At 72.7% G+C, this 24,259-nt stretch carries 26 protein-coding genes; 11 read left to right on the top strand and 15 right to left on the bottom strand.

What is annotated here, in order from left to right:
- Window positions 1-88: 88 nt before the first annotated feature.
- Window positions 89-1,546 carry an FG-GAP and VCBS repeat-containing protein gene (locus ACFYOV_RS19905; RefSeq protein ID WP_389089372.1) on the bottom strand — a complete coding sequence of 486 codons (1,458 nt, stop codon included), beginning with the start codon at window positions 1,544-1,546 and terminating at the stop codon, window positions 89-91.
- A 231-nt stretch (window positions 1,547-1,777) separates the two neighbouring features.
- Here ACFYOV_RS19905 and ACFYOV_RS19900 point away from each other — a divergent pair, with 231 nt between their 5' ends.
- Window positions 1,778-1,972 (top strand): FG-GAP repeat protein, encoded by a 195-nt coding sequence (locus tag ACFYOV_RS19900; protein WP_389089371.1) that lies wholly within the window; start codon window positions 1,778-1,780, stop codon window positions 1,970-1,972.
- Between the two features lie 44 nt (window positions 1,973-2,016).
- The gene (locus tag ACFYOV_RS19895; RefSeq protein WP_389089370.1) at window positions 2,017-2,934 is read left to right on the top strand and encodes a phosphorothioated DNA-binding restriction endonuclease; all 918 of its coding nucleotides are present in this window, start codon (window positions 2,017-2,019) and stop codon (window positions 2,932-2,934) included.
- Between the two features lie 118 nt (window positions 2,935-3,052).
- On the opposite strand, the gene ACFYOV_RS19890 is transcribed toward ACFYOV_RS19895, so the two are convergent.
- Window positions 3,053-3,526 (bottom strand): DUF2000 family protein, encoded by a 474-nt coding sequence (locus ACFYOV_RS19890; RefSeq protein WP_389089368.1) that lies wholly within the window; start codon window positions 3,524-3,526, stop codon window positions 3,053-3,055.
- On the opposite strand from ACFYOV_RS19890, the gene ACFYOV_RS19885 reads away from it, so the two are divergent.
- Window positions 3,525-4,346 carry an AraC family transcriptional regulator gene (locus ACFYOV_RS19885; protein WP_389089367.1) on the top strand — a complete coding sequence of 274 codons (822 nt, stop codon included), beginning with the start codon at window positions 3,525-3,527 and terminating at the stop codon, window positions 4,344-4,346. The two genes, ACFYOV_RS19890 and ACFYOV_RS19885, sit on opposite strands and share 2 nt — an antisense overlap.
- Here the strand turns inward: ACFYOV_RS19885 and ACFYOV_RS19880 are convergent.
- Both ACFYOV_RS19880 and mshA read right to left on the bottom strand, forming a co-directional pair.
- Entirely contained in the window at window positions 4,300-4,827 is a 528-nt protein-coding gene (locus tag ACFYOV_RS19880; RefSeq protein ID WP_389089365.1) for a YbjN domain-containing protein, read from the bottom strand. The genes ACFYOV_RS19885 and ACFYOV_RS19880 overlap by 47 nt on opposite strands.
- Entirely contained in the window at window positions 4,820-6,157 is a 1,338-nt protein-coding gene (gene mshA / locus ACFYOV_RS19875) for a D-inositol-3-phosphate glycosyltransferase (protein ID WP_389089364.1), read from the bottom strand. The genes ACFYOV_RS19880 and mshA overlap by 8 nt, the downstream gene beginning before the upstream one ends.
- A gap of 375 nt (window positions 6,158-6,532) precedes the next feature.
- Between mshA and ACFYOV_RS19870 the strand changes: the two genes are divergently transcribed.
- From ACFYOV_RS19870 to ACFYOV_RS19860, 3 genes are all read left to right on the top strand, one after another.
- Window positions 6,533-7,324, top strand: a complete 792-nt coding sequence (locus tag ACFYOV_RS19870) for a class I SAM-dependent methyltransferase (protein WP_389089362.1) — start codon at window positions 6,533-6,535, stop codon at window positions 7,322-7,324.
- Between the two features lie 188 nt (window positions 7,325-7,512).
- Entirely contained in the window at window positions 7,513-8,667 is a 1,155-nt protein-coding gene (locus ACFYOV_RS19865; protein ID WP_389089361.1) for a C40 family peptidase, read from the top strand.
- Window positions 8,668-9,023: 356 nt separating this feature from the next.
- Window positions 9,024-10,403 (top strand): PP2C family protein-serine/threonine phosphatase, encoded by a 1,380-nt coding sequence (locus ACFYOV_RS19860; protein WP_389089359.1) that lies wholly within the window; start codon window positions 9,024-9,026, stop codon window positions 10,401-10,403.
- Between the two features lie 161 nt (window positions 10,404-10,564).
- Here ACFYOV_RS19860 and ACFYOV_RS19855 read toward each other — a convergent pair whose 3' ends face one another.
- From ACFYOV_RS19855 to ACFYOV_RS19845, 3 genes are all read right to left on the bottom strand, one after another.
- Window positions 10,565-10,897, bottom strand: a complete 333-nt coding sequence (locus ACFYOV_RS19855; protein WP_389089652.1) for a DUF2516 family protein — start codon at window positions 10,895-10,897, stop codon at window positions 10,565-10,567.
- Window positions 10,898-11,034: 137 nt separating this feature from the next.
- Window positions 11,035-11,625 carry a hypothetical protein gene (locus tag ACFYOV_RS19850; protein ID WP_389089358.1) on the bottom strand — a complete coding sequence of 197 codons (591 nt, stop codon included), beginning with the start codon at window positions 11,623-11,625 and terminating at the stop codon, window positions 11,035-11,037.
- Between the two features lie 74 nt (window positions 11,626-11,699).
- Window positions 11,700-12,347 (bottom strand): helix-turn-helix domain-containing protein, encoded by a 648-nt coding sequence (locus ACFYOV_RS19845; RefSeq protein WP_389089356.1) that lies wholly within the window; start codon window positions 12,345-12,347, stop codon window positions 11,700-11,702.
- Window positions 12,348-12,496: 149 nt separating this feature from the next.
- On the opposite strand from ACFYOV_RS19845, the gene ACFYOV_RS19840 reads away from it, so the two are divergent.
- The 3 genes from ACFYOV_RS19840 (at window position 12,497) to ACFYOV_RS19830 (ending at window position 14,500) form a co-directional block, all read left to right on the top strand.
- Window positions 12,497-12,871, top strand: a complete 375-nt coding sequence (locus ACFYOV_RS19840; protein ID WP_389089354.1) for a VOC family protein — start codon at window positions 12,497-12,499, stop codon at window positions 12,869-12,871.
- Between the two features lie 62 nt (window positions 12,872-12,933).
- Entirely contained in the window at window positions 12,934-13,515 is a 582-nt protein-coding gene (locus ACFYOV_RS19835; protein ID WP_389089353.1) for a DinB family protein, read from the top strand.
- A gap of 67 nt (window positions 13,516-13,582) precedes the next feature.
- A complete protein-coding gene (locus ACFYOV_RS19830) occupies window positions 13,583-14,500 on the top strand; it encodes an aminoglycoside phosphotransferase family protein (RefSeq protein ID WP_389089351.1) in 918 nt (305 codons plus the stop codon).
- A gap of 127 nt (window positions 14,501-14,627) precedes the next feature.
- Here the strand turns inward: ACFYOV_RS19830 and ACFYOV_RS19825 are convergent, their stop codons facing one another.
- Window positions 14,628-14,987 (bottom strand): winged helix-turn-helix transcriptional regulator, encoded by a 360-nt coding sequence (locus ACFYOV_RS19825; protein ID WP_389089350.1) that lies wholly within the window; start codon window positions 14,985-14,987, stop codon window positions 14,628-14,630.
- A 43-nt stretch (window positions 14,988-15,030) separates the two neighbouring features.
- Here ACFYOV_RS19825 and ACFYOV_RS19820 point away from each other — a divergent pair, with 43 nt between their 5' ends.
- Entirely contained in the window at window positions 15,031-15,945 is a 915-nt protein-coding gene (locus tag ACFYOV_RS19820) for an NAD(P)-dependent oxidoreductase (RefSeq protein WP_389089348.1), read from the top strand.
- Window positions 15,946-16,005: 60 nt separating this feature from the next.
- Here the strand turns inward: ACFYOV_RS19820 and ACFYOV_RS19815 are convergent, their stop codons facing one another.
- From ACFYOV_RS19815 to ACFYOV_RS19790, 6 genes are all read right to left on the bottom strand, one after another.
- Window positions 16,006-18,120: a HelD family protein gene (locus ACFYOV_RS19815; protein ID WP_389089347.1), complete on the bottom strand. Its 2,115-nt coding sequence runs from the start codon at window positions 18,118-18,120 to the stop codon at window positions 16,006-16,008.
- 41 nt (window positions 18,121-18,161) lie between these two features.
- Complete coding sequence (locus ACFYOV_RS19810; RefSeq protein ID WP_389089346.1) at window positions 18,162-18,794, bottom strand: TetR family transcriptional regulator; 633 nt, start codon at window positions 18,792-18,794, stop codon at window positions 18,162-18,164.
- A 101-nt stretch (window positions 18,795-18,895) separates the two neighbouring features.
- Window positions 18,896-19,981 (bottom strand): phosphotransferase, encoded by a 1,086-nt coding sequence (locus tag ACFYOV_RS19805; protein WP_389089345.1) that lies wholly within the window; start codon window positions 19,979-19,981, stop codon window positions 18,896-18,898.
- Between the two features lie 640 nt (window positions 19,982-20,621).
- Window positions 20,622-20,801, bottom strand: a complete 180-nt coding sequence (locus tag ACFYOV_RS19800; RefSeq protein ID WP_389089343.1) for a winged helix-turn-helix domain-containing protein — start codon at window positions 20,799-20,801, stop codon at window positions 20,622-20,624.
- Window positions 20,802-21,184: 383 nt separating this feature from the next.
- Window positions 21,185-21,940 (bottom strand): HAD family hydrolase, encoded by a 756-nt coding sequence (locus tag ACFYOV_RS19795; RefSeq protein ID WP_389089341.1) that lies wholly within the window; start codon window positions 21,938-21,940, stop codon window positions 21,185-21,187.
- Window positions 21,940-22,818, bottom strand: a complete 879-nt coding sequence (locus ACFYOV_RS19790; protein ID WP_389089340.1) for a GntR family transcriptional regulator — start codon at window positions 22,816-22,818, stop codon at window positions 21,940-21,942. The genes ACFYOV_RS19795 and ACFYOV_RS19790 overlap by 1 nt, the downstream gene beginning before the upstream one ends.
- A 234-nt stretch (window positions 22,819-23,052) precedes the next feature.
- On the opposite strand from ACFYOV_RS19790, the gene ACFYOV_RS19785 reads away from it, so the two are divergent.
- Window positions 23,053-23,241: a hypothetical protein gene (locus ACFYOV_RS19785; protein WP_389089338.1), complete on the top strand. Its 189-nt coding sequence runs from the start codon at window positions 23,053-23,055 to the stop codon at window positions 23,239-23,241.
- 46 nt (window positions 23,242-23,287) lie between these two features.
- Here the strand turns inward: ACFYOV_RS19785 and ACFYOV_RS19780 are convergent, their stop codons facing one another.
- The gene (locus ACFYOV_RS19780) at window positions 23,288-24,127 is read right to left on the bottom strand and encodes a winged helix-turn-helix domain-containing protein (RefSeq protein ID WP_389089337.1); all 840 of its coding nucleotides are present in this window, start codon (window positions 24,125-24,127) and stop codon (window positions 23,288-23,290) included.
- Window positions 24,128-24,259: the final 132 nt, after the last annotated feature.

The raw sequence follows: 24,259 nt of genomic DNA, 5'->3' as shown, positions 1-24,259 counted from the left end.
CGTCCCGGCCGACGGGCCGCACCCGTGCCGGGCCGGAGTGTGAGACGGATTCGGGTCACACGGTGGCACCGGCAGGGGCAGCGGCGCGTCAGTGGGTGAAGGGACCTCCGAGCCTGGTGTACGGCAGGCCCAGGGAGGTCACCGAGTACGTCTTCGAGCCGGTGGCGGTCGTGCCGGACGTCGAGCCCTTGAGCAGGTGGACCAGGCCCCAGCGGGTGTTGTCCAGCTGCTCGTTCGTGTCGATCGCCAGGTCGGCGCGGCCGTCGCGGGTGTAGTCGGTGAGCTTGAGGTTCTGGGCGAAGCGGTCGTCGTTCTCCACGGCGCCCGCGATGCCGGACGTGTTCTGGTGGTACGTCCTGGCCCCGGTGCCGGACAGGCCGCCCGCACGGCCGAGCAGCACGGTGACGCTGCCGCCGTCGCGCCGGCCCTCCAGGTCCTCGCCGGGGGCGCCGACGGCGAGGTCGGCGTACCCGTCGCCGTTGACGTCACCGGCGGCGACCGCGGCGCCGAAGTAGTCCTCGTTCTCGGAGGAGCCGGGAACGCCGGTCGTGTTCTGCGTGAACTTCACGCGCGGCCGCGCCGTGTCGGGGCCGCCGGAACCGCCGTACTGGACGGTGACGTAGCCCCGCTCCGCGTCCGGCGCCTCGTAGGCACGGCCGAGCGCGAGGTCGCCGTAGCCGTCCTTGTCGAAGTCGCCGACGGTCATGACCGGGCCGCCGCCGATCTGGTGACCGCCGTCGTCGGGTACGCGCAGCTCGGCCGCGCGGCGGGTGAAGTCGGCGCCGCCCCGGTGGAAGTAGGCGCGCAGGTCCCCGTCGGAGTAACCGGCCTGGAGCTCGCGGCCGAGGATGTACAGGTCGGTGGCGGCATCGGCGGTGACCCGGCCCGCCTCCAGCTGGGTGGCGTTCAGGTAGCCGTAGCCGCCGCCGAGGAGTTCCGTGCCGCCGTGCCCGCCGGTCCGGGTGAAGGGGCCCTTGACCAGGACGGCACCGGCCCGGCTGTCGCTGATCGCGGTGAGGTCGGTGTCTCCGTCGCCGTCGAAGTCACCGGCCACGACGTCCACCCCGAACTGGTCGCCCCACCCCGCGTACTCCGGCGCCACGGGCGAGTGGAAGACGGTCCCGGACCCGAGGCCCTTCGCGCTGCCCCACACGACGGTCAGCCCGCCTCGGCCCGCGATCTCGCCGACGTCCTCCCCCGGGGAGGCGACCACCAGATCGGCGTAGCCGTCGCGGTCGAGGTCGGCGGTGGTCGCCGCGAATCCCCACTCGTCGCCCAGCTCCACGGCGCCGGGTATGCCGGGGGAGTCCTGGTGAATGGTCTGGACGCGCGTACCGGGACCGGTCGAGGTGCCGTAGACGACCGTCACCCGGTTGTCCTTGCCGTACGCCCCGCCGAGCAGGACGAAGTCGCGATAGCCGTCGCCGTTGAAGTCGTCGGCGAGCCCGGCGGGGGCCGCGGACGCCGTGGGGGCGGCGAGCAGCGGGGTGCAGAGCGCTGCCGCGAGGGCCGCCGCGGCGGCCAGGGAGGTACGGGTGGCGCGCATGGGTCTCCGTCGTCCGAGAGGTGGGTGGCTTGCAGGCCCGGGTTGCGATCTTGGACACGTGCCGGGGTTCGATGGTTGTACGTCACCGGCAGCGGGACGTGGCCGGCCCCGTGTGCGCCTGCGCACCGGGCCGCTCACTTCCCCGGGACGCGGTGAGTCGCAGACCGGCCGACACCGGCTCCGAGCCGGCCGGCCACCGGTCGCCGTCCGGCTTCCGGGCCCGCCGGATCCTTGTCCGCGAAGGGCGCAGCCATGACCGTCGGCGACTTCGACAAGGACGGCTACGGCGACCTCGCGCTCGGCCGTGCCATCGAGATGGTCGAACGGCTCGTCGCCCACCGGGACGCATGCACCGGGCCTTCGAGATGGGCGGACCGGCGGCGTACACCGTTCGGCACGACCGCGTCGAACCGCACGTGGCCCTGACACGCGCCTGAGTCGGTCATGCAACGGTCACTACGATTCCGGGCATGAACTGGGTCCAGCGGGCTGCCGCGTTGCGGCAGTGGAGCAAGGGAGCGGCGCGTGCCCCGCACAAACCGTTGCTGTTGCTGTATGCCCTGGGGCGGTTTCAGCGCGACGGTGCGGATGAGCTGCGGTACAGCTCGGTGGAGGAGGACCTGAAGCGACTTTTGCTCGAGTACGGGCCGCCCCACAGGACCTCGCCCGCTTACCCGTTCCACCATCTCGTCAGCGACGGCGTGTGGGAGGTGAGCAGCGATCGCGGGGCCGGCAGTCCGGGGACCGGTGTGCGGGAGCTGCGGACGACGAACGCGGCCGGCCGGCTCTCGGGCGACTTGCGGGCGGCGTTGCGGCGGGAGCCCTCCCTGCTCGGGCACATGGCACGCGTGTTGCTCGACGCCAACTTCCCGCCGTCGCTGCACGGTGAGCTGTGCGAAGCCGTCGGCCTGGAGCTGGAGTCGGCCCCGGGGGAGACCACGGAGCCGCTCTGGGCCGCCCGGCGGCAGCGGGACCGGCGGATGCGGGAGATCGTGCTGACGGCCTACGAGTACCGGTGCGCGTTCTGCGGGTACGACGGCCGGATCGGACCCGTGCCGGTCGGGCTGGAGGCGGCGCACGTGCGGTGGTGGGCGTTCGGCGGGCCGGACGACGTCGACAACGGGCTGTGCCTCTGCTCGCTGCACCACAGGCTGTTCGACAAGGGCGTCCTCGGCGTCGGCGCAGGCCACCGCATACTGGTCTCGCAGCGCTTCGTGGGGCACAGTTCGTCCGCCCGGACGCAGGTCACCGAGTTGTCCGGGCGGCCGCTCATCGGGCCTCAGCCGGGCGCGCGTCCCATAGCGGCGGCACACCGGGCCTGGCACGCCCGGCAGGTCTTCCACGGCGAGCCGCGCCCGGCGACCGGTGCCGCGCCCTCACCGACGTAGGCGCAGCAGCCAGTCCTCCAGCGCGTCGGACTACGCCTCCGTCAGCCACTTCGCCAGGTCCACCCGATGCAGCAGGGCCGGGGACGGAGGGGCCGCCGTCCACCAGGGGCGGTCGATCTCACGGGTGCATCCTCGCCCCCTTCAGCGCCTTGTCCACCGCGTTCCGCGGGCCGTACAGCGCCAGCCCGACCAGATCCAGGTCCGCCGTCGCCACCGTCCGTACCGCCGCGCGGTTGGCGTCGTCGTGGCCCGTCGTGAACAGGTCGCTCGTGAAGACGGCGCGGGGCAGGGCACGGGACAGCACGCGCGCGTGGGCCGCGGTCAGCGTCTCCTTGGTGCCCTCGAAGACGAGGACCGGCTGGCGGAACATCGGCAGGTAGGGGACGCCGTCCGCGTCCTCGTACGGTGCCCCGATCACCTCGGGGAGCTGGGTGCCCAGGCCGCTGACCAGGAACGCGGTGACGTTGAGGCGCTGCCAGGTCTCCAGGTCCTCGCGCAGCAGGACGGCGATCTTCGTGTCGAAGCGGGTGCTTGTGCTCATGGAGTGAGACTGCCGATCCGCCCTCGCCGGCGTCTTGTACGTTGTTTGCATGCCCTCCCAGGCGACCTCAGGGGCGTCGGTTTCCGCCTGGCGGCCCCGGGTGCCGGGCGTCGTCGAGGTGTTCCACGCCCGCTTCACCGAGTACGCCTACCCGATGCACGTCCACGACGCCTGGACGCTGCTCATCGTGGACGACGGCGCCGTACGGTACGACCTGGACCGGCACGAGCACGGCACCCCGGACGACACGGTGTCCCTGCTGCCGCCGCACGTCCCCCACAACGGCGCCCCCGCCACCGCCGGCGGCTTCCGCAAGAGGGTGCTGTACCTCGACACCAGCCGGCTCGGCGACGACCTCATCGGGGCCGCCGTCGATCGGCCCGATCTGCGCGACCCCCTGCTGCGGCGGCGCGTCGGACAGGTGCACGCCGCTCTGGTGCGGCCCGGGGACGAGCTGGAGGCGGAGAGCAGGCTGGCGCTGGTCGGGGAGCGGTTGCGGGAGCATCTGCGATCGCGGGGCGCCGCTCGGTCACCCCGGCGGGATCCGGTACTCGCCCGCCGACTACGGGAGTTGCTCGACGAGCGGGTGGTCGACGGCCTCACGCTGGAGGAGGCGGGCACGCTGCTGTCCGCCCATCCGGCTCATCTCGTACGGGCCTTCAGCGGGGCGTACGGCATCGCGCCGCACCAGTACCTGACGTCCCGCCGGGTCGGGCGGGCCCGGCGGCTGCTGCTGGAGGGGCAGTCACCGGGCGGCGTCGCGGTCGCCACCGGTTTCTACGACCAGGCGCATCTGACCCGGCACTTCCGGAAGCTGGTGGGGGTCACTCCGGGTCGTTACCGGGCGACGGGCGCTGGAGCAGGTGCGTGAACGCGTCCAGGTTGCGCGTGGATTCGCCGCGCGACACCCGCCAGGCGTACTCCTTGCGGATCGCCGAGGCGAAACCCAGCTCCAGCAGGGTGTTGAAGCTGCCGTCCGCGGCCTCGAGGACCTGGCCGAGGATGCGGTCGAGCTCGTCGGGGGTGACCGCGGAGAGCGGGAGGCGGCCGGTGACGTAGATGTCGCCGAGCGGGTCGACGGCGTAACTCACGCCGTACAGCTTGAGGTTGCGTTCCAGGAGCCAGCGGTGGACGGCGGGCTCGTTCTCGTCGGGGTGGCGGACGACGAAGGCGTTGAGGGAGAGGGTGTGCCGGCCGACGATGAGGGACACCGTCGTGGACAGCTTGCGCGTGCCGGGGAGCTTCATGACGTACGTGCCGGGCGCGGGGCTCTCCCATTCCAGCTCGGCGTCCTTCAGCACACCCTCGACGACCTCTGCCGCCCGCTGCTCTGCTTCAGCCCGTTCAGCCATGGTGGGAGCGTACGTGACGGCGGTGGGCGTGTGTCGCGGCCGTGTAGACGTCCGCCGTGGCGGCGGCCGCGGCGTCCCAGCCGAAGGACCGTGCGTGCCGGGCGGCGGCCTCGCCCATGCGGTCGGTGAGGTGGGGGTCGTCGGCGAAGGCCCGCAGCACGCGTGCGTAGGCGGCCGGGTCGTGGCCCCGGACGAGGACGCCGGTGCGGCCGTCGCGCACGGCGACGGGGAGACCGCCGACCGCGGCGGCGAGGACCGGGGTGCCGGCCGCCTGGGCCTCGATGGCGACCAGGCCGAAGGACTCGCTGTAGGACGGCATGACGAGCACGGACGCCGCGCGGAACCAGTCCGCGAGCTGGTCCTGGTCCACCGGCGGGCGGAACCGCACCACATCGGCGATGCCGAGGCGGGCGGCGAGCTTCTGCAGGCCCTCGGGCTTGGCGAGGCCGCTTCCGCTCGGGCCGCCGACCACGGGCACGCAGAGCCGCGGGCGCAGGTCGGGGCGCTGCTCCAGCAGGACGGCCACGGCGCGCAGCAGCACGTCCGGTGCCTTCAGCGGCTGGATGCGGCCGGCGAAGAGGGGGATGAGGGCGTCCTGGGGCAGCCCGAGGCGGGCACGGGCGGCGGCGCGGCCGTCGGCGGGGCGGAAGCGGTCGAGGTTGACGCCGGGGTGGACGACGGCGACCTTGCCCGGGTCGGCGGCGTAGTGCCGTACGAGTGCGTCCCGCTCCTCGGCGGTGTTGGCGACGAGCCGGTCGGCGGCGGCGACGATCTGGGTCTCGCCGATGACGCGGGCGGCGGGCTCGGGGGTGTCGCCGTCGGCGAGGTGGGCGTTCTTGACCTTGGCCATGGTGTGCATGGCGTGCACCAGGGGCACGCCCCAGCGCTGGGCGGCGAGCCAGCCGACGTGGCCGGAGAGCCAGTAGTGGGAGTGGACCAGGTCGTAGTGGCCGGGGCGGTGGCCGGCCCACGCCTGCATCACGCCGTGGGTGAAGGCGCACAGCTGGGCCGGCAGGTCCTCCTTGGCCAGACCCTCGTAGGGGCCGGCGTCGACGTGCCGGACCAGGACCCCGGGCGCCACTTCCACGCTGGGCGGGAGGGCGGCGGCGGTCGCCCGCGTGAAGATCTCCACCTCGATGTTGATCGCGGCCAGGCGCTGCGCGAGTTCCACGATGTAGACGTTCATGCCGCCCGCGTCGCCCGTGCCCGGCTGGTGGAGCGGCGAGGTGTGCACGGAGAGCATGGCCACGCGGCGGGGCCTGCGGTGCAGTCTCAGGCGGGGGGAGGCCGCCGGGGAGCGCCGTCCGAGCCTGGAGATGTACTGGCTCACGTGGCGTTCCTCCTTGGTGCGGGCATGGCTCGGGCGGGGCGCACGCGCCCTTCTGGACTGGGAACGCCGGAAGGGCCCCTTCCCATTGCCGCGTGACCTCTTGAGTCCGGGATTTTGCCGAAGCATTACCGATGCTCGCTCAACCGTTCGATGGCGGGGGGCGTGGCGTAGCGGGCAGCGGCCTCCGGAACCGGCCGGGCAGGAAGGGGGGCGGCCGACCGGGCAGGAGGGTGGGGGCCGACCGGGCAGGAAGGGGGGCGGCCGACCGGGCAGCGGTGTGCGCAGCGGTCCGGGTACCCGCATACCCTCGTACGCATGACGGCCCGCCCCCCTTCCCTCCCCCGGCCTCGGCTGCGCCCGAGTGCGGGGACCCCCGTGGGAACGGTGACGCGCGGGACCACCAACCCCAACCGCCTGCGCCGCATGGACCGCTGGATCGCGGCCACGCACGGCGCGGAACTGCGCCGCGCCGGTGATCCGGTCGCCGTGGACCTCGGCTACGGGGCGGCCCCCTGGACCGCGGTCGAGCTGCTGCACCGGCTGCGCGCGGCGGCCCCCGGCACACGGGTGGTGGGCGTCGAGATCGAGCCCGCCCGGGTCGCGGCGGCCCGGCCCTACGAGCGCGAGGGTCTGGTCTTCCGCCACGGCGGCTTCGAGATCCCCGTCCCGGGCCGCCCCCTCCTCGTGCGCGCGGCGAACGTGCTGCGTCAGTACGACGAGGAGGAGGTCGCCGGAGTGTGGCGGCGACTGTGCGCGCGGCTCGCGCCCGCCGATCCGGCGCGGGGCTCGCGCGGCGGGCTGCTGGTGGAGGGCACCTGCGACGAGATCGGGCGCCGGCACGTGTGGGTCGCCCTCGGGCCGGAGGGGCCGCGCACGGTCACCCTCGCGACCCGGCTGGGCTCCCTGGACCGCCCCTCGGACCTGGCCGAACGCCTGCCCAAGGCGCTCATCCACCGCAATGTCCCCGGCGAACCGGTGCACGCCTTCCTGCGCGACTTCGACCGCGCCTGGGCGGCCGCCGCGCCCTACGCCTCGTACGGGGCCCGGCAGCGCTGGATCCGGGCGGTGCGGGACCTCCGGGCCGACTGGCCGGTGACCGACGGGCCGGCGCGGTGGCGGCAGGGTGAAGTGACCGTGCGCTGGGAGGCGTTGGCCCCGCGGGGCTGACAACCGCCCCGGGGGCTGCGGAAACGGCCGGGAACGATCTCCGCGAGCCGTGCGTCACACCGACGGGGCGATCGTCGTGCCGGGGCGGCGGGAGCGGAGCACACTCCCTCTGTCGTTTCGGGCGCCGGCATGGCAACATCCCCCCGACGACCGGATGTTACTGATGGTTAATCAGCTGGGGGACGGCTATGGGTACGCGCAGGCGTGGACTTCTCGCGGCGGCCGTGACCGTGGTCTGCGCGGTCACCGTCCTGGCGGCACCGGGCACGGCGTTCGCGAACCCCACTCCCCCGCCCGCCCCGAGCACCGCCCCGAGCGCGAGCGCGAGCCCCGCCACCGGGTCGGCTTCGTCCGCGGAACTGGAAGCCGTGCGCAAGAAGCTCGACGAGCTCTACCGCGCGGCGGCCGTCGCCACCGAGGAGTACAACGACGCCGAGGAGAAGGCGAAGCTGCAGTCCGCGCAGATGGTCCGGTTGGCGCAGAAGATCCTCAAGGGCCAGGAGAAACTGGACCGGTTGAAGGACCGGGCGGGCGCCGCGGCCGCCGCCCAGTACCGCGGCGGCGGACTGCCTCCCGAGGCCCGCCTGATGCTGAGCGACGATCCGCAGGAGTTCCTCGACGGCGCCGGCCGGGTGCGCCAGGGACACCACGCCGCCCAGGGCCTGCTCGGCGAAATGACCCGCACCCAGGAGGACTTGCGGCAGTACGCGAAGGACGCCGACGCGCAGTGGCGCAAGCTCGAAGCGGGCCGCAAGGCCAAGGCCAAGGCACAGAAGAAGATCGAGAAGCGGATCGCGGCGGCCGAGAAGCTGGAGTCGGCACTCGAGAAGGAGGAGCGCGAACGCCTGGCCCGGCTCCAGGAGCGCGCCGCGCAGCGGGCCCAGTCCGACTGGCTGAGCTCCGGCATCCTCGAGGAGATCAAGGGCGAGGCGACGGCACAGGGCCGCGAGGCCGTCGCGTACGCGACCGCACAGATCGGCAAGCCCTACCAGTGGGGCGCCGAAGGCCCGAAGGCGTACGACTGCTCCGGACTGACCTCCCAGGCCTGGGCGTCGGCCGGCCGGGGCATCCCGCGCACCTCCCAGGCGCAGTGGAAGCAGCTCCGGCGCGTGGACATCAGGGACATGCGGCCCGGGGACCTCGTCATCTACTTCGACGACGCCAGCCACGTCGGCATGTACGTGGGCGACGGCACGATCGTCCACGCCCCGCGCCCGGGACGGTCGGTGACCACGGCGGGAGCGGGCTCGATGCCGATCCTCGGCGTCGTGCGCCCGGACGCGGACACGCGGACGGAGAGGGGCGCACCCGCCGGCGCGGGCCCGCGCACGGACGCCGGCTGAGCGGTGGCCCACCTCGCCCGGGCGACACGGCGGCCGCGGGGCGCGCACCCGCCCAACGGGCCGGTGACCTGGGCCACGTGACCCATTCCACTCGGATCGGGCCACCGCGCGCGGGGGGACGTGACGTTCGTCATCCCCGCGGCGCCGTCGGCCTGTCCAAGTGCGTTGGCAAACGCGGCATATGACAGGGGCCGATGGTCGAGCAGCGTGCCTCACACCATTCCGCTGCGGCGCCGACACCCGCTATGGTCCCGGATCGAAGGGGCACCCGCGCTCGCATGGAACCGAGCTCGGGGAAGGGCCGAGAACCCTCGCCCCCACCATGCCCTCGGGGGGAGGGAAGGAATCCGGAAACCATGCCCGTACCCGTACCGCGGCAGAGAGCGATCCCGGCCGCGGAAAGTGGTCAGGCGCAGGCCGCGTCACTGAACGGCGGCTCCACCAGGGACTCCGCGAAGGTCCTGGCGGCAGGCCGGCCCACGGCAGAACAGGCCGAGAACCCCGCCATCCTCGACGACAAGGACAGGAAGACGCCGGACAGGGCCGACACCGCCCACACCAACCTGACCCTGCTGCTGATCGAGGACGATCCGGCCGGGTCACCGATCGTGCCGGACCTGCTCGACCAGGCCGGCAAGCCGATCCGCGTCCGCACCGCCCGCAACCTCACCGAGGCCGAGCGGCTGCTGACCGACGACGTCCACTGCATCCTGCTGGACCTGGCGCTGCCCGCGCCGGGCCGGGTCGGCGACGGCGACGACGAGCTCGCCGTGCTCAAACACGTACTGGAGCTGGCGCCCCGGCACGCCGTCCTCGCGCTCACCGCGTCGGGCGACGCCGAGCGCGGCGCGGAGGCGGTGCGCGTGGGGGCGCAGGACTACCTCTTCCGCGACGAGCTGGACGGCCGGCTGCTGAGCCGGGCGATCCGCTACGCGGTGGAACGGAAGCGTTCCGACACCGCGGAGCGGCGGCTCGCCGAGGGCAGGCTGCGGGCCCAGGAGAACGCCCGTCTGGAGCGCGGACTGCTCCCGACCCCGCTCCTGGAGGGCTCCTCGCTGCACTTCGCCGCGCGCTACCGCCCCGGCCGCTCGCGCGCCCTGCTCGGCGGCGACTTCTACGACGTGGTCCGTACGCCCGACGGCACCGTGCACGCGATGATCGGCGACGTCTGCGGCCACGGCCCTGACGAGGCCGCGCTCGGCGTGGAGCTGCGCATCGCCTGGCGCGCCCTGACCCTGGCGGGCCTGTGCGGCGACCAGCTGCTGGGCACGCTTCAGCAGGTGCTCGAGCACGAGCGCGCGGACGACGAGATCTTCGCGACGCTGTGCACGGTCGACATCGCCCCCGACGGCCGCCGGGCGGGCCTGTGCCTGGCCGGACACCCCTCACCGCTGCTCGCCCGCCCGGGTCTGCCCGCGCGGTTGCTGCCGTACGACAACAACGGCCCGGCGCTCGGGCTGCTGCCCGGGGCCCGCTGGCCGCGGATGCAGGTGGAGCTGGGCGCCGAGTGGAGCCTGATGCTCTACACCGACGGCCTGATCGAGGGCCGGGTCGGCGAGGGCGGGGAACGGCTGGGCCAGGACGGCATGGTCCACATGGTCCGCCGCCAGCTCTCCGAGGGCCTGCGCGGCGAGGAACTGCTGCGGGCCGCCGTCAACGAGGTCCAGGACCTCAACGGGGGCGAGCTGACGGACGACGTGGCCGTGCTGCTGCTGGACCGGGCACCGCAGCGGTAGGGCACGGCCACGGTTACCGGCGCCCGGTGCGGCGCGCGGAACGCCCCGGCATGCGATGCGGGGCACGCGCACGGTGCGGCGCGCCGATGGCACAGGCATGCACGAGGCACGCGCGGGGCGCGGCGCCCCGCTCTCCGGGTGGCCCCGCGCCGCCGCTGGGGCTACCGCCCGCCGTTGTACGGGCCGTACGGGCCGTCGCTGCTGGAGCCCCTGCGGCTGCGGCCGCCCCCGGACAGGCCGCGCAGGGCGGGACGGACGTCGACCATGTAGACGATGGTCGCGATCAGCCCGATGATCGGCAGGAACGACAGGATGTTGAAGATCAGGTTCACCACGAAGGCGATCCCGAGGATGATCAGCCAGAAGGGCTTGGTCTGCTTGTCGGCCGCGCGGTAGGCGTCCTCGCGCCGCGTGGCGGCGTCGATCAGCGCGAAACCGCTGAACACGATCAGGGCCATGGTCAGCAGCGACATGAACCCCGTGAAGCCCTGCATCAGCACAACGCCCACCACCAGACTCGGATCGTCCTTACGCGGTCACCGTACCCGCAACCGCCGGCCGGCTACCCGTGGAACGGGCCGGACACCGCGAGAGTGCCCGGCCCGCCCCTTTCGACCGTTTCGTCCGCCGTCTACTTGGCGGGCGGGGTGGTCTTCCTGGCCGCAGGCTTGCGCGCCGGGGCCTTCTTGGCGGCGACGGGCCTGTCCTCCACGTCGGTCCCGTTCGCGGCGGGCTTGTCGTCCTTGACCTCGACCGGCTTGGGCTCGGCCTTCGGCTCGACCGCCACGGCGATGTCCTCGATGCCCTCGGCGGCCTCGCCGCGCCAGGTCTTCACGGCCTGCTCGCCGTGCTCGGCGACCTTCTCGTAGGTCTCCCGGGCCTTGACCGCGTACTCGGCGGCCACGCCGACCCCGCGCAGCGCGAAGTGCTGAGCGGTCTCGCCGAGCTTCTTGAGGTCGGTGTCGAGCGAGCCGATGAACTCGCCGACCTTCGTCTGGATGGTCTCCTGCGTCTCCCTGACCCGCGTGGTCGCCTTCTCCTGGACCGCCTTGGGGTCGGTGTTGCGCACGGCCTCGATCTTCGCCGGGGCCTCGGTCCGCAGCTGCTCCACCAGGGCCGGCACCTTCTTGGCCTGCTGCAGGGCGAGGTCGGCGGTGCCGGCTGCGAAGTAGAGCGGGGTCGGGTCGCTGAGGGTCTTGCGCAGGTCGTCGGTGATGGCCATGGTGTTGGCTCCTCCCGGTTCGTTTCGGCTGAGGGTTCAGTGATCCGCGGCGGGCGGCCGTGCCCTGGTCCGGCTCAGCCGGCCGTCCGACGCGGATCGGTGTCACTGCCGCCGGCCGTGCGGGGACGGCGCTCGGCGGACGTACCGCCCTTGTTCGTGGAGCCACGGCGCCCGGCGGACGCGGGACCGTCGCCCTCACGGGTACGGCGTATGGAGCCGCCGTCGTCCGGGAGCTTCCGGACCCGTGAGGCGGCACCGCCGGCGTCCCCGGCAGGCCCGTCCGGCGCGGCGGACCCGCCGTCGCCGAAGGACCCGGCCGGCCCGGCGGCCTGGTCGGACCCCGCGTCCGTCACCCGGGCGTCCTCGGCGCCCCCGAACCCGTTCTCCTTGCGGAACGACTCGTAGATCTGGAGCAGCACCTGTTTCTGGCGCTCGGTCAGGGTCGGGTCGGCGAGGATGACGGCGCGCGTCTCCACCTCGTCCCGGTCCCGCTCGGCGTCGAGGATGCCGGCCCGGACGTACAGCGTCTCGGCGGAGATCCGCAGGGCCTTGGCGACCTGCTGGAGCACCTCCGCGCTCGGCTTGCGCAGCCCGCGCTCGATCTGGCTCAGATACGGATTGGACACCCCGGCGGCATCGGCGAGCTGCCGCAGCGACAACTGCGCGTTGCGCCGCTGCTCGCGCAGGTACTCACCGAGGTTGCCGACGTTGAGCGATGCCATGCCTCCACCATGCCCCGCCTCGCTAACTATTGCAAGCACCCGCTTGCAAAAGTGCGCCACGCCACGGTGCGGTCCGGCACCAGGGGCCTGTGGGCCGCGGCGTCTTAAGGAGTGGCTGTCCTCGGAGGGTGCCCCGTAGGGTGCCGGCCATGGCTTGCCGAATTTCCGAACTGATCGTCCCCGCCCGGGATCCGCAGCGGCTCGCGGCGTTCTGGTGCGAGGTGCTGGACTTCGTCGTCCTCGACCCCGACGACGGCGGCGCGGTGGAGATCGGGCCGCCGGAAGGGTTCGGCGGACTCCGGCCGACCCTGGTCTTCGTCCCGACGACCGAGCCCAAGGCGGGCCCGCTGCGGATGCACTTCGACGTCAACGCCACCGACCGGGACCAGGACGCCGAGCTCGAACGCCTCCTGCAGCTCGGGGCGCGACCGGCCGACGTCGGACAGACCGGCGAGGAGTCCTGGCACGTCCTGGTCGACCCCGAGGGCAACGAGTTCTGCCTCCTGCGCGCCCGCCTGAGCTGAGCACGGCCCGCACCGGGCACCGCACGACCTCGGCAGTTCACGAGACGGGACACCCCCCCCCCATGACCGCACGGGGCACCAAGGCCGACCTCCGCTTCTACCTCCAGTCCGCCCGGGACGCCCTCCTCTGGAAGCTCGAAGGGCTCTCCGAGTACGACGCCCGCCGCCCGATGACCCCGACCGGCACCAACCTCCTGGGCATGGTGAAGCACGCGGCCGGGGTGGAGCTGGGCTACCTCGGCGACACCTTCGGACGGCCCTCCGGAGAGCCGCTGCCCTGGCTGGAGGAGGGCGCCGAGCCCAACGCGGACATGTGGGCCACCGCCGACGAGTCCCGGGAGCGGATCACGGACCTCTACCGTCGGGCGTGGGCGCACGCGGACGCGACCCTCGACGCGCTGCCCCTGGACACCGTCGGCAGGGTGCCGTGGTGGCCCGACGGCAGGGACGAGGTGACGCTGCACCATGCCGTGGTGCGGGTGATCGCCGACACGCACCGCCATGCCGGGCACGCCGACATCCTCCGGGAGCTCATGGACGGCACCGTCGGGATGAACAGGGGCAACACCAGCCTCGCGTCCGACGATCCGGCCTGGTGGGAGCAGCACCGGAAGCGGCTGGAGCAGGTGGCCCGGGAGGCGTGAGCCCCCAACCGCCGCACGGGGGAAAATCGTTCGTCCCGTTCCCCGGCCGGCGGCGAGACTTCCGGGCATGGTTCTTCACGAGGACGAGATCGCGGTCGACGAGACGCTGGTCCGGGCGCTGCTCCAGGAGCAGTGCCCGCCATGGGCGGACCTGCCGCTGTCACCGGCGGGCGCGGGCACCGACAACGTCATGTACCGGCTCGGTGACGACCTGCTCGTCCGCGTGCCCCGGACCCCCGGCGCGGCCGGTTCCCTGCGCAAGGAGCAGCGCTGGCTGCCCCGCCTCGCGCCCCTGCTCTCCCGTGCCGTCCCCGAGCCCGTCCACGCCGGCACACCCGGCACCGCCCTCGCGCATCCCTGGTCGGTCCACCGCTGGATCGACGGCGCCGAGGCCGGTCCGGACACCGTCGGTGACTGGGCCGCCTTCGGATCCGACCTGGCGTCGTTCGTACGGGAGTTGCACGGCCTCGACCTGATGGGGGCGACCCGGGGCGGCGACCTGGGCTGGTACCGCGGGGGCAGCCTGCGGGACTGCGGCCCGTGGGTCGGCGAGTCCTTCGAGGACTGCCGGGCCACGCCCGACCCGGAGCTCGGCGTCGAGGGCGTGGACACCCTGGAGGAGCTGTGGCGGGCCGCGCTCGCCCTGCCGGAACCGTCCGCGCCGCACGTGTGGCTGCACGGCGACCTCAGGCCCGCCAACCTCCTGGCCAGGGACGGCGCCCTCCACGCGGTCATCGACTTCGGCGGCCTCTCGATCGGTCACCCCGACGCCGAGCACGCCCCGGTCTGGGACCTGCCTCCCCGGGCGCGCGAGGCCTACTGGAACACCCTCGGCCTCGACGACCCGACCTGGACCCGGGCCCGGGCCTGGGCCGTCGCGGTGGGCGTCAGCGGCCTGTCGTACTACCGGGACACCTACCCGGCCTTCGTCACGGAGTGCCGGGCCCGGCTGAGCGCGATCCTCGCGGACGCCGCGACGCGGTGAGCGGCCGGCCCGAGCGGCCCGTACACCCACTTATTTGTGCGTACTTGGCACCGCGGCACCGGGCGGCGAACCTGGATGCGGGCGGGCGGTCACGGCGCCGGACAGGAGGGAGAACGGGAAGCGGCCGTCAGGAGACCGGAAGCGCGGTCGGCTCCTCCCCCGCCAGCACGTCCAGGCGGCGGTGACCCCACTCGGACAGGGGGGCCAGGGCCTCGGACAGGTCGCGGCCGAAGTCGGTCAGGGAGTAGACCGTCTTCGGGGGCAGTACGTCGTACGCCTCGCGGTGCACCAGGCCGTCCGCCTCCATCTCGCGCAGCGCCTCGGTGAGCACCTTCTCGCTGAGGCCCGGCAGCCGGCGGCGCAGTTCCGCGGGCCGGTGCGGGCCGGCCTCCAGCAGCCAGAGCAGGGCGGTCTTCCACTTGCCGTCGATCACGGCGATCGCGGCGGTCACTCCACAGACGTTCGGGTCCTGGCGGCGCCGGGTCATCGTCGTCCCCTTCGTAGGCATTTGTCAGTCACGGGAGTCAAGCGTGTCCGCTTCGTACAGCACCTCTCACTCGTCCGGGCATTCCGGCCGGCCGTCCGTCACCGTCCTCGGCCTCGGCCCGATGGGCCGCGCGCTCGCCGGCGCGTTCCTGGCCGCGGGTCTGCGCACCACCGTCTGGAACCGCACGCCCGGGCGGGACCGGGACCTGCTGGAGCGCGGCGCGGTCGGCGCGCCCGGCGCGGCGCAGGCGGTGGCGGCCAGTGCGGTGACCGTGGTGTGCGTGGTGGACTACGACGCCGTCGACGCGGTGCTGCGGCAGGACGACGTCACCGGCGCCCTCGACGGCCGTACGGTGGTCAACCTCACCGCCGACACCCCGGACCGCGCCCGCGCCACCGCCGACTGGGCGGTGGCGCACGGCATCCGCTACCTGGACGGCGCGATCATGACGCCGACGAACACCATCGGCACCCCCGACGCCGTGTTCCTGCACAGCGGTCCGGAGTCCCTGTACCACGAACTCCGCCCGGTGCTGGAGACGTTGGGCGGCAGCCACACCCACCTCGGCGAGGACACGGGCCGGGCCGCGGCGTACGACATCGCCCTGCTCGACATCTTCTGGACGGCGATGGCCGGCTACGCGCACGCCCTTGCGGTGGCCCGCGCGGAGGGCATCACCGCCCGCGAACTGGCCCCGTTCGCCCAGGGCATCGGCGCGATCCTGCCGCCGGTCTTCGAGGAGACCGCGGCCGACGTGGACAGCGGCACCTACTCGGGCGAGGGCAACCCGATCACCTCGGCGGCCTCGTCCATGGCCCACGTCGTCCACGTCTCCGAGTCCCACGGCATCGACGCGTCCGTCATACGCACGGCCGAGGGCCTGGCCCGCCGCGCCATCGGGCTGGGCCACGGCACGGACGGCTTCATCAGGGTGGCCGAGGTCATCGGACGGCACTGACGGGCCGGTCCCCCGCCTCGCACCGGCGCCCCGCACAACCGCCGGTACGGGGCGGCCCGTTCAGAACGGCAGGGGTTTCGCCGCCACCACGTCCAGCCGCGACACCGCCCGGGTCAGCACGACGTACAGGCGGTGCAGACCACGCTCCTCCGCTTCCGCCACGGCCGCCGGCTCGACGGCCACCACGTGGTCGTACTCCAGTCCCTTGACCGCCCGCGCCGGTACCACCGCGACACGTGAGCCCAGTTTCTCCGGCCCGGCGACCCGCACACCCGCCGCGGCCAAAGCCTCGCGCACCCGGGTCACGTCCGCGTCCGCCGCGACCACCCCGACGGAGCCCTCCCGGACCAGCGCGTCCCGCACGGCCGCCACCACCTCGGCGGGCACCGCGTCCGGGTCGTCGACCCGCCGGACGCGCAACTCGCCGTCGCCGCGCAGGGAACGGGCCGCCGGGACGTCGACGTCGAGCCGTTCGAGCAGCCGGTTGGCCAGGGCCACGACGGCCCGCGGCACCCGGAAGCCGGTGGTCAGCGGAACCACCGTCGCATCCGGTTTGCCCAGGTTGCGCAGCACCGGCCGCCACGAGCGTGCCGCCCACGGCGTGGTCCCCTGCGCCAGGTCGCCCAGCACGGTGAGCGAGCCGTAGCGGGCCCGGCGGGCGACGGCCCGGCACTCCATCGGGGAGAGGTCCTGGGCCTCGTCGACCACGACGTGCCCGTAGCCCTCGGGCTGTTCGACGAGCCCGGCGACCTCGTCCAGCAGCACCAGGTCGGCGGCCGACCAGCGCGCCGACCGCCACGACCGCGGCGGCCTCCGCCACAGCAGGGCCCGCTGCTCGGCGGCGTCCAGGACGCCTTCGGCAGCCTGCGCCAAGCTCTCCGGGTCGCCGAGGAGTCCGGCGACCACCTCCTCGGCCCGCACCCGTGGCCAGGCGGCGTCGACGTAGGCGGACAGGGGCCGGGACCGTTCGATCCGCCGCAGCCAGGCGGCACCGCGCGGCCCGCTCCGCCGCTCGGCCTGCTCGCGCACGCACCGCACGATCCGTGCCCGCACCCGCTCCCGCCCCACGGCGTACGGCGGCTCCTCGGCCCGTACGTCCGTGACGATCCGCACCAGTTCCGCCGCCCCGACCCGCCAGCGGTACGCACCGTCGGGCACCGCGAGCGCGTCGCTCCCGTCCGCGCCCACCCGCGCGTACAGCGCCCGGCGCAGCACCTCGGCCATCCTGGCGTCGTGCTTGACGACGGCCGTCCGCTCCTCGTCCGTTCCGGTGACCGGATGCCGGGCGATCTCCTCGGTGAGTGTGGCCTGCCGCACGCCGGTCTCGCCGAGCGCCGGGAGGACCTCGGCGATGTAGGAGAGGAAGGTGCGGCTGGGGCCGAGGACGAGCAGTCCGCCGCGCCGGATCCGCTCCGGGTGGGTGTAGAGCAGATACGCCGCCCGGTGCAGGCCGACGGCGGTCTTGCCGGTGCCGGGAGCCCCCTGCACACAGACCGAGGTCGCGAGGTCGGCGCGTACGAGGTCGTCCTGTTCGGGCTGGATGGTGGCCGCGATGTCCCGCATGGGCCCGACCCGGGGGCGCTCCAGCTCGCGGGCGACGATGCCGCCGGCGGCGGGGCGGCCGGTGGCGGGGCGGCCGGTCGCTCGGCCGCCGGTGCCGGCAGCGTCGGCGCCGCTGCCGGCGGGGCCGTCGAGGTACTCGTCCTCCAGGCCGGTCAGGTCGGCCGAGTCGCCCCGGCTCCCGGGCGCCCAGCCGAACCGGCGGCGCACGGCGACACCCCGGGGGTCGCGGACGGACGCCTGGTAGAACGCCCGGGCGACGGGTGCCCGCCAGTCGACGACGAGGGGCGGGGCGGCCGGGTGCTCGGTGATCCGCAGCCGCCCGATGTGGTACCGCTGCCCGGCATGCCCGGTGGCCTGCCCGCCGAAGTCCAGCCGCCCGAAGAACAGCGGCCCCCGGGGCAGTTCCCGCAGTTCCCGGGCCTGGCCGCGCAGACGGCGGCCGAGCACCTCGGCGTCGGCACCGGAGGCGGAGACGTCCTCGCCGGTGACGACCTGTTCGCCGGCTCCGGCGGCCATGGCGGCGAGCGCGGAGCGGCAGCGGGCGTGGTGGGCGCGTTCCTGGTCGAGGGCCTGGTCGAGGGCGCGCCGGAACGCGCGGTCGGGTGAGCTCATTCCGACGAGCGTAGCGCAATAACTTAACCAAGTTACATTTTTTACTGGGTCACATCGGGGCGTGGCGGCCGGGCGAGGTGCGGCAACCCCGCCGCCAGCTGGTCGAACGCGCGCTCCGCCGCCCGCACCGCGTCCGGGCGCACGTCCGCCACCCGCTCCCCCGCCGCGATCCGCCGCCAGTTCTCCCGCGCGAGGATCCGCCGCACGGCGATGATCTGCCCGGCGGCCAGCCGTGCCTCCAGTCCGCTCCCGAGCGCCTCGGCGAGCGCCGCCTCGGACCGCTCCAGGTACCCGTGCAGCCGCGCCACCAGGGCCGGCGTCCCGTACAGCAGGGTGTGGAAGGCGAGCACCTCCGGCCCGTCGTTGAGCCCGGTGACCGGGTCGCACCGCTCCAGCCCCGTCAGGAAGTGCCGCCGCAGCGCGTCCAGGGGCGCAGGGCCCTGACCGGCCACCCTGGCGGCCTCGTCCTCGTGATCGGCGATCCGGTACAGGACGAGGTCCTCCTTGGCCGGGAAGTACCGGAACAGCGTCGGCTTCGACACCTCGGCCGCGGCGGCCACCTCGGCGACGGACACGGCGTCGAATCCCCGCTCCAGGAAGAGCCGGACGGCGGTGTCCGACAGCACCTGGTACATCCGCCGCTTCTTGCGCTCCCGCAGGCCGGTCTCACTCATGCCGTCGAGCCTACGCAGGCCGCTCCCCGGGACCCGCTGCGCCGGGGCCCGGCCCAGACACGGGTCGGCGGCCTCCGACAGCCCCTACCGGGACAGCACCGTCATCGGCTCACATGTGCGCGGTGCCAGCGGTCCAGGGCCGAGACGACCTGTTGCGGACTCGGCACGGATTCCAGCCCCAGTGGCACGGCGGCCGCCTCCACGATCCCCCGTAGTCTTGATCCGGCACTGACCAATCGCCGCCTGGTGACGTCCTCGCCGGACACCAACGACAGGGCCAGGCGAATGGCGTCGGTGAAGACGGACTGGGCTCTCTTGTAGTCGACCAGCAGGCAAAGGTCGTCCTCGAAGCCGCGCGAGCTGCCGGGGCGCTCACTCTCCACGGCATCTCGCCAGCGTGCGATGACGCGTTCTTCCTGCCGCTTCGGGTACCTCATGAGGTGCAGATGAGTGGCCAGGTCGTACAACGGGTCCCCGATCATCGCCAACTCCCAGTCGATGACCCAGAGCCGGCCATCCGGATCGACGATGAAGTTTTCACGGTGCAGATCCGCGTGCAGCAGGCTGAAGGGACGGCTCTCGAGGCCGAGAATGTTCTTCCGCAGCCATGTGAAGGAATCCCCCGCGACACCGAGAGCGGAGAAGAGGCCTCCGAAGGAGTCGAGATTCGCTTTGTACACGCGTTCCTCGGTGAACTGGACGAGGCGTTCCAGGAACCCGTTGGTGTCACCGTCCGCCGGCCGGTCGGCGGGATCACAGCGTCGCTCGATCTCGAGCGTCGTGGTCTCCACCCGCGCCAATTGCCGGAACACGTCGACGATCTGCCGGACAAGGGGAAGGGGAACCGCCTTCCCCGAGCCGCACAGGGTCCCGAGTGTCTGTCCCTCGATGAACCGTTGCAGCCCGATACGGTCCACCTCGATGACGTCAGGAATGCGCGAGATCCGCCCGGACAGTGCCCGCAGCAGCTCTTCCTCGGAGGCGAAACACCGCCGGTCGAACCACAGCAGGTTTTCGCGTGGCTCCCGGCATTTCCATCGGACCTGAGGCCCGGGCACCGGCTTCCCGAGCAGCGGAAAGACGTACGTTTCATGGTGGTAGCCCTGGAGTGGGCCTTCGACCGCACTCACGTCTCCACTCATCTCGACGGCGTTCAGTCGAGCGATGGATGCGGATTCGGGTGACATTTCCCCGTTTCTCTCGCCTTGGACCCTTTTGCAGGGTGCAGAAGTGACAGAAGGCTACTCCTTTGCTGTCGGGTGGTGCGCCACAACCCACCTCTCTTCGGGCCAGGCCGATCCTTTCCCCGGTGAATGAGCGTGCGCGTGTGCGAGGACAACTGCCCCCGGACGGCTTGACGGATCTTTTCGGCGGCGGTTCGACCACTCCCGTGGCGGAGGCGCCGCGTTCCTTCAACCAGCCCCGGTCACGACTGAGTTGGCCGGAGCGTCATGGTGTGCCTCATGGAACGACGAGGGTCGCCATCGCGTCGTGTCCGCGGCGCACAGGGGGGAAGGGTGTCTCCTCGCAGTCCGAGGGGCGGCAGCCCGAGCGGGCCGGAACGCGTCCGGCATTCGCTCGTTCGCCGCACTGATCGCCCTCGTACTTTTCAAGCTCGACCTGGCCCCCGAAAACGCCGGCCTGCCCGCGGAACTGTGTACTTCCGCGACTCCCCGGAAAACCGTGAGCGCATGCGCGAAGTGTCACGAAACGTAACTGGCACGAACTGAAGATCCTGCTGAATCGAGTGCAGGAAAAACCCGCACATCACGATCACTTGCGAGATACGGGAATCACCGCGGGTCCCGGGCGCACACTCCGGATGCGCTACGACGTGACCACCCGCGAGCCGCCGCCCTGCCGCGACTCGATCCAGCCCTCGCCGGCCGGCTCCCGCATGGCCCGCTGGACGGTGTCGCGGGAGACGCCGAACTCCTCGGCCAGGTCCCGCCGTGAGGGCAGGAAGGACCGCAGCGGGTAGGTCCCGTCGGCCGTCCGGCCCCGCAACTCGTCGGCGACCCACTGGAACTCCCGGCCGCCGCTGCCCTTGCCGGCCTGGTGTCCGTCCGCGTGTGGACCGTACCGCTTGCCGTCCAGTGGCGAACCAATGTCCCTCGGCTGAACGCCGCCGCAGGCCGATTGACCGGATCACACGGGCTGGGCAGACCGGTCCTGCGACAACCAGGCCGGTTGCCGCCCAGTTGGGCGCCTGAATGGTTGTCCCCGGCCCACGGGCTCACGGGACTCGGCGAGCTGTGCCCGGGTCTGCGCGCGCAGACGAGACGCGGCGCCGTCGGTGCGGTGCTCCTGTTGCTGATCGGCGTGTGGACGCGCGCCCGGCGGGACGGTCCGGCCGTCGGCACGGCCGTGCTGCCCACCCTGCCGCTGCTTCAGGCCCGACCCGACCCCCGCACCACCTCGAGCACCGGCTCCAGGGACGTCACCACGGCCGTGGCCCCGGCGTTCCGCAGCAGCCGGCCCTTGTGCTCGTTGCGGGCGTAGCCCAGGAAGGGCACCCCGGCCGCGCGGGCGGCGTGCAGGTCGGACGGGGTGTCGCCGATCATCAGGGCCGTCTCGGGGGCGGCGCCCATGGCGCTGAGGGAGCGGTTGATGCAGTGGGGATCCGGTTTGAGGTGGTTGAGTTCCTGGGTGCGGCCGTAGATGTGGGGGACGAAGCAGTCGACGAGCTGCCGGGTGGACAGGTACCTGCGGACCACGCGCGGAGAGTTGTTGGTGGCGATGGCCAGGCGGGAGCCCACCGCGGTCCAGGTGCGGATCAGCGGATCCGCGTACGGCGTGGGCATGGCCGAGTCGGTGGCGCGCAGTTCCTGCTGGGTGAGGCGTTCCTCCAGCTCCTCCACCAGGTCGCTGCCCGGGTGCCGGCGGTCCACGGCGCGCAGGACGACGTGCGGGTCCAGGGACCCGCGTTCGGTCTCGGTCAGCAGGCCGTGCAGGCCCCGCCCCTCGAGCCAGGACACCAGGTCGTCCGCGACCCGATCGGCCGAGTGGCCCGCGAAGAGACGGCAGATGGGCCCGTCGAAGTCCCACAGCACGACACGGGCACGGGTGATCAGGTTCCGGAGTTCCTTCGGATCGGTTTCGGTCTCGACCGCCACCGGATGGGTCTGTGTGGTCTCAGAAGTCACTAGAAGAGTGTCAGGTCCGTCGTGATGGTTTCCCAGAGGGCGTCGAACCACTTCTGGGATTCCTCCACGAACGCCTGGTCGCGCTGCCCGGCCTGCTTGGCGAAGGAGAACAGCAGGGACTGGGAGCCGAGCACGTCGTACATGTCCAGCGTCTGGTCGCCCCACTCCTCCTCGCGCCGCACGAGCATGTAGTAGCCGAGCAGTGCCTCCTCGCCGTTGAGCAGGTAGAGCTTCATGGGCGGGGTGAAGGGCAGCGCCCGGAACCTCACATGGACGTCGATGCCGTGGGTGGCGCGCACGGCGTGCAGGTTGTGCCGCAGCACCTGGGCCTGGGCGTTGCGCATGGACAGCCAGCGGTCGTGCACCGAGCCGTTGCCGTCGGTGCCCTCGACCAGGACGGGGAAGGCCAGGTTGATGTCACGGGACGGCAGCAGGACGCGGAAGTCGATCGACTTCGGCCGGATGCGTCCCTCGTGGATCAGGCGGACCGGCTCGCCGAGGGCGACCATCAGCGTCTCGGAGGTGTGGCACACCACGTCGATGCGCACGTGGGGGGCGGAGAACGCCTCGGTCAGGCGCGGGGCCAGGGCGACCATGGTCGGCTGCGGCTCCTCGCGCGCCGGGGTCGGCTCGGCGATCCTCGGCGGGCTGCCCTTGCTGACGTTGCTGAGCAGGCCGTCCTCCTGGAGAGCGCGCAGGGCCTGGCGGACGGTGCCCCGCTCCACGCCGAACTCCTCGGCGAGCTCGGCCTGGGTGGGCAGGCGGTCACCCGCCTTGAGCTCACCGGCGCGGATGCGTTCGCGCAGGATGTCGGCGATCTCCTGGGGTGTGAGTCTCTTGCTGCCGTTCACCGCAACGTTCTCCTGAGTCACGACCAAACGCTACAAGCCTGCCCCATCTAAGGGGAGTTGTTTGGAAGTTGTTTATGGGTCTTAGCCAAGTGGGGACAACATAGTCAGAGTTGGTTGCCAACTTGGTCGAGTTGGCGGAGGCCCTGCTTCCCATACCCGCTCATGCGTTCGTACCACATACGTTCGCTCTTCTGCCCCGAATGTGCCCGAACTCGTCCGAACCGCTCCTGAGCCACCCGAGCCGCCCGAAGGGGGAAAACCGTGCCGGTCCTCGCTCTCGTCTCCGCAGTCCTGGTCATCACGCTCGAGCAGCTGGTCCAGTGGAAGTACGGCATCGCCGGCATCCTCGGCCTGCTGATGCTCACCGTCGGCATCAAGGCAGGGCGCCCCGGGGTCAGCTCCGCCGGGGCGGTCCTGCTCGCGCTGCTGGTCGCCAAGCCGGCCCTGTAGACCTGCACGCCCGCCCCGGGCAGGACACCGGCCCACGACCGGGACGTCAGCCCGTGAGCACCAAGTCCGAGCTGATCGTCCCCCACAGCGCGTCGAACCACTGGTGGGACTGCTCCACGAACGTGGTGTCCCGCAGCCCGGAGTCCTGGGAGAAGGCGAACAGCATGGATCGGATGCCCTGCGCGTCGTACGCCTCCAGGTGTTCGTGGTCGATCTCCAGCTCTCGGCGAGCCAGCGTGTAGTAGGCGAACAGCGCCTCCTCGCCGTTGAGCAGGTACAGCTTCACCGGCGGTGTGAACGGCAGGGCCCGGAAGGTGACCCGCACGTCGATCCCGTGGGTCGCACGCAGGGCGAGCAGATTGTGCCGGAGCACCAGGCCCTGGGCGTTGCGCTGGGCCAGCCACCGCTCGTGCACCGGGTCGTCGGTGCCGTCCCGGCCTCCGACCGGGACCGGGAAGGCCAGCTCGATGTCCCGGCTGGGCAGCAGGACGCGGACGTCGACCTTGGCCGGTTTCAGCCGCCCGGCGTGGATCCGGCGCAGCGGTTCCCCGATGGCGAGGGTGAGCGACACCGCGGTCAGGCAGACGGCGTCGATCTCCACGTGCTCGGCCGCGAAGGCGGCGGCGATGCGGGGCGCAAGGGCCACCGTGGTGGGCAAGGGCGGTGCGGCCGGGCCGGTCAGCGCAGTGTCGGGGTCGGCGGCGACGGTGGCCGGGGCCCCCTTGGACACATGGGTGAGCAGCTGCTCGGACTGGAGGATGCGCAGTGCCTGGCGCACGGCACCGCGATCGACGCCGAACTCGTGGGCGAGCTGGGCCTGGGTGGGCATGCGCTGGCCCACGCGCAGCGCTCCGGACCTGATCCGGGCCCGCAATTCGTCGGCCACCTCGCGATGTGTCCGCTGTGGCCGTTGTGCCCTCGACCGCCCACTGGCCGCACCGTGTTCCGGGTCCACGTGGTGAACCCTACAACTTCCCGCCATCTTCGGGCAGTTCAGGTGCAGGTGGTTATGAGCCGC

This window comes from Streptomyces sp. NPDC005931 (genome assembly GCF_042871235.1).
Taxonomy (GTDB): Bacteria; Actinomycetota; Actinomycetes; order Streptomycetales; family Streptomycetaceae; genus Streptomyces.
Note: the sequence above shows the minus strand (reverse complement) of the source record. Positions and strands in the feature narration are given on the sequence as shown.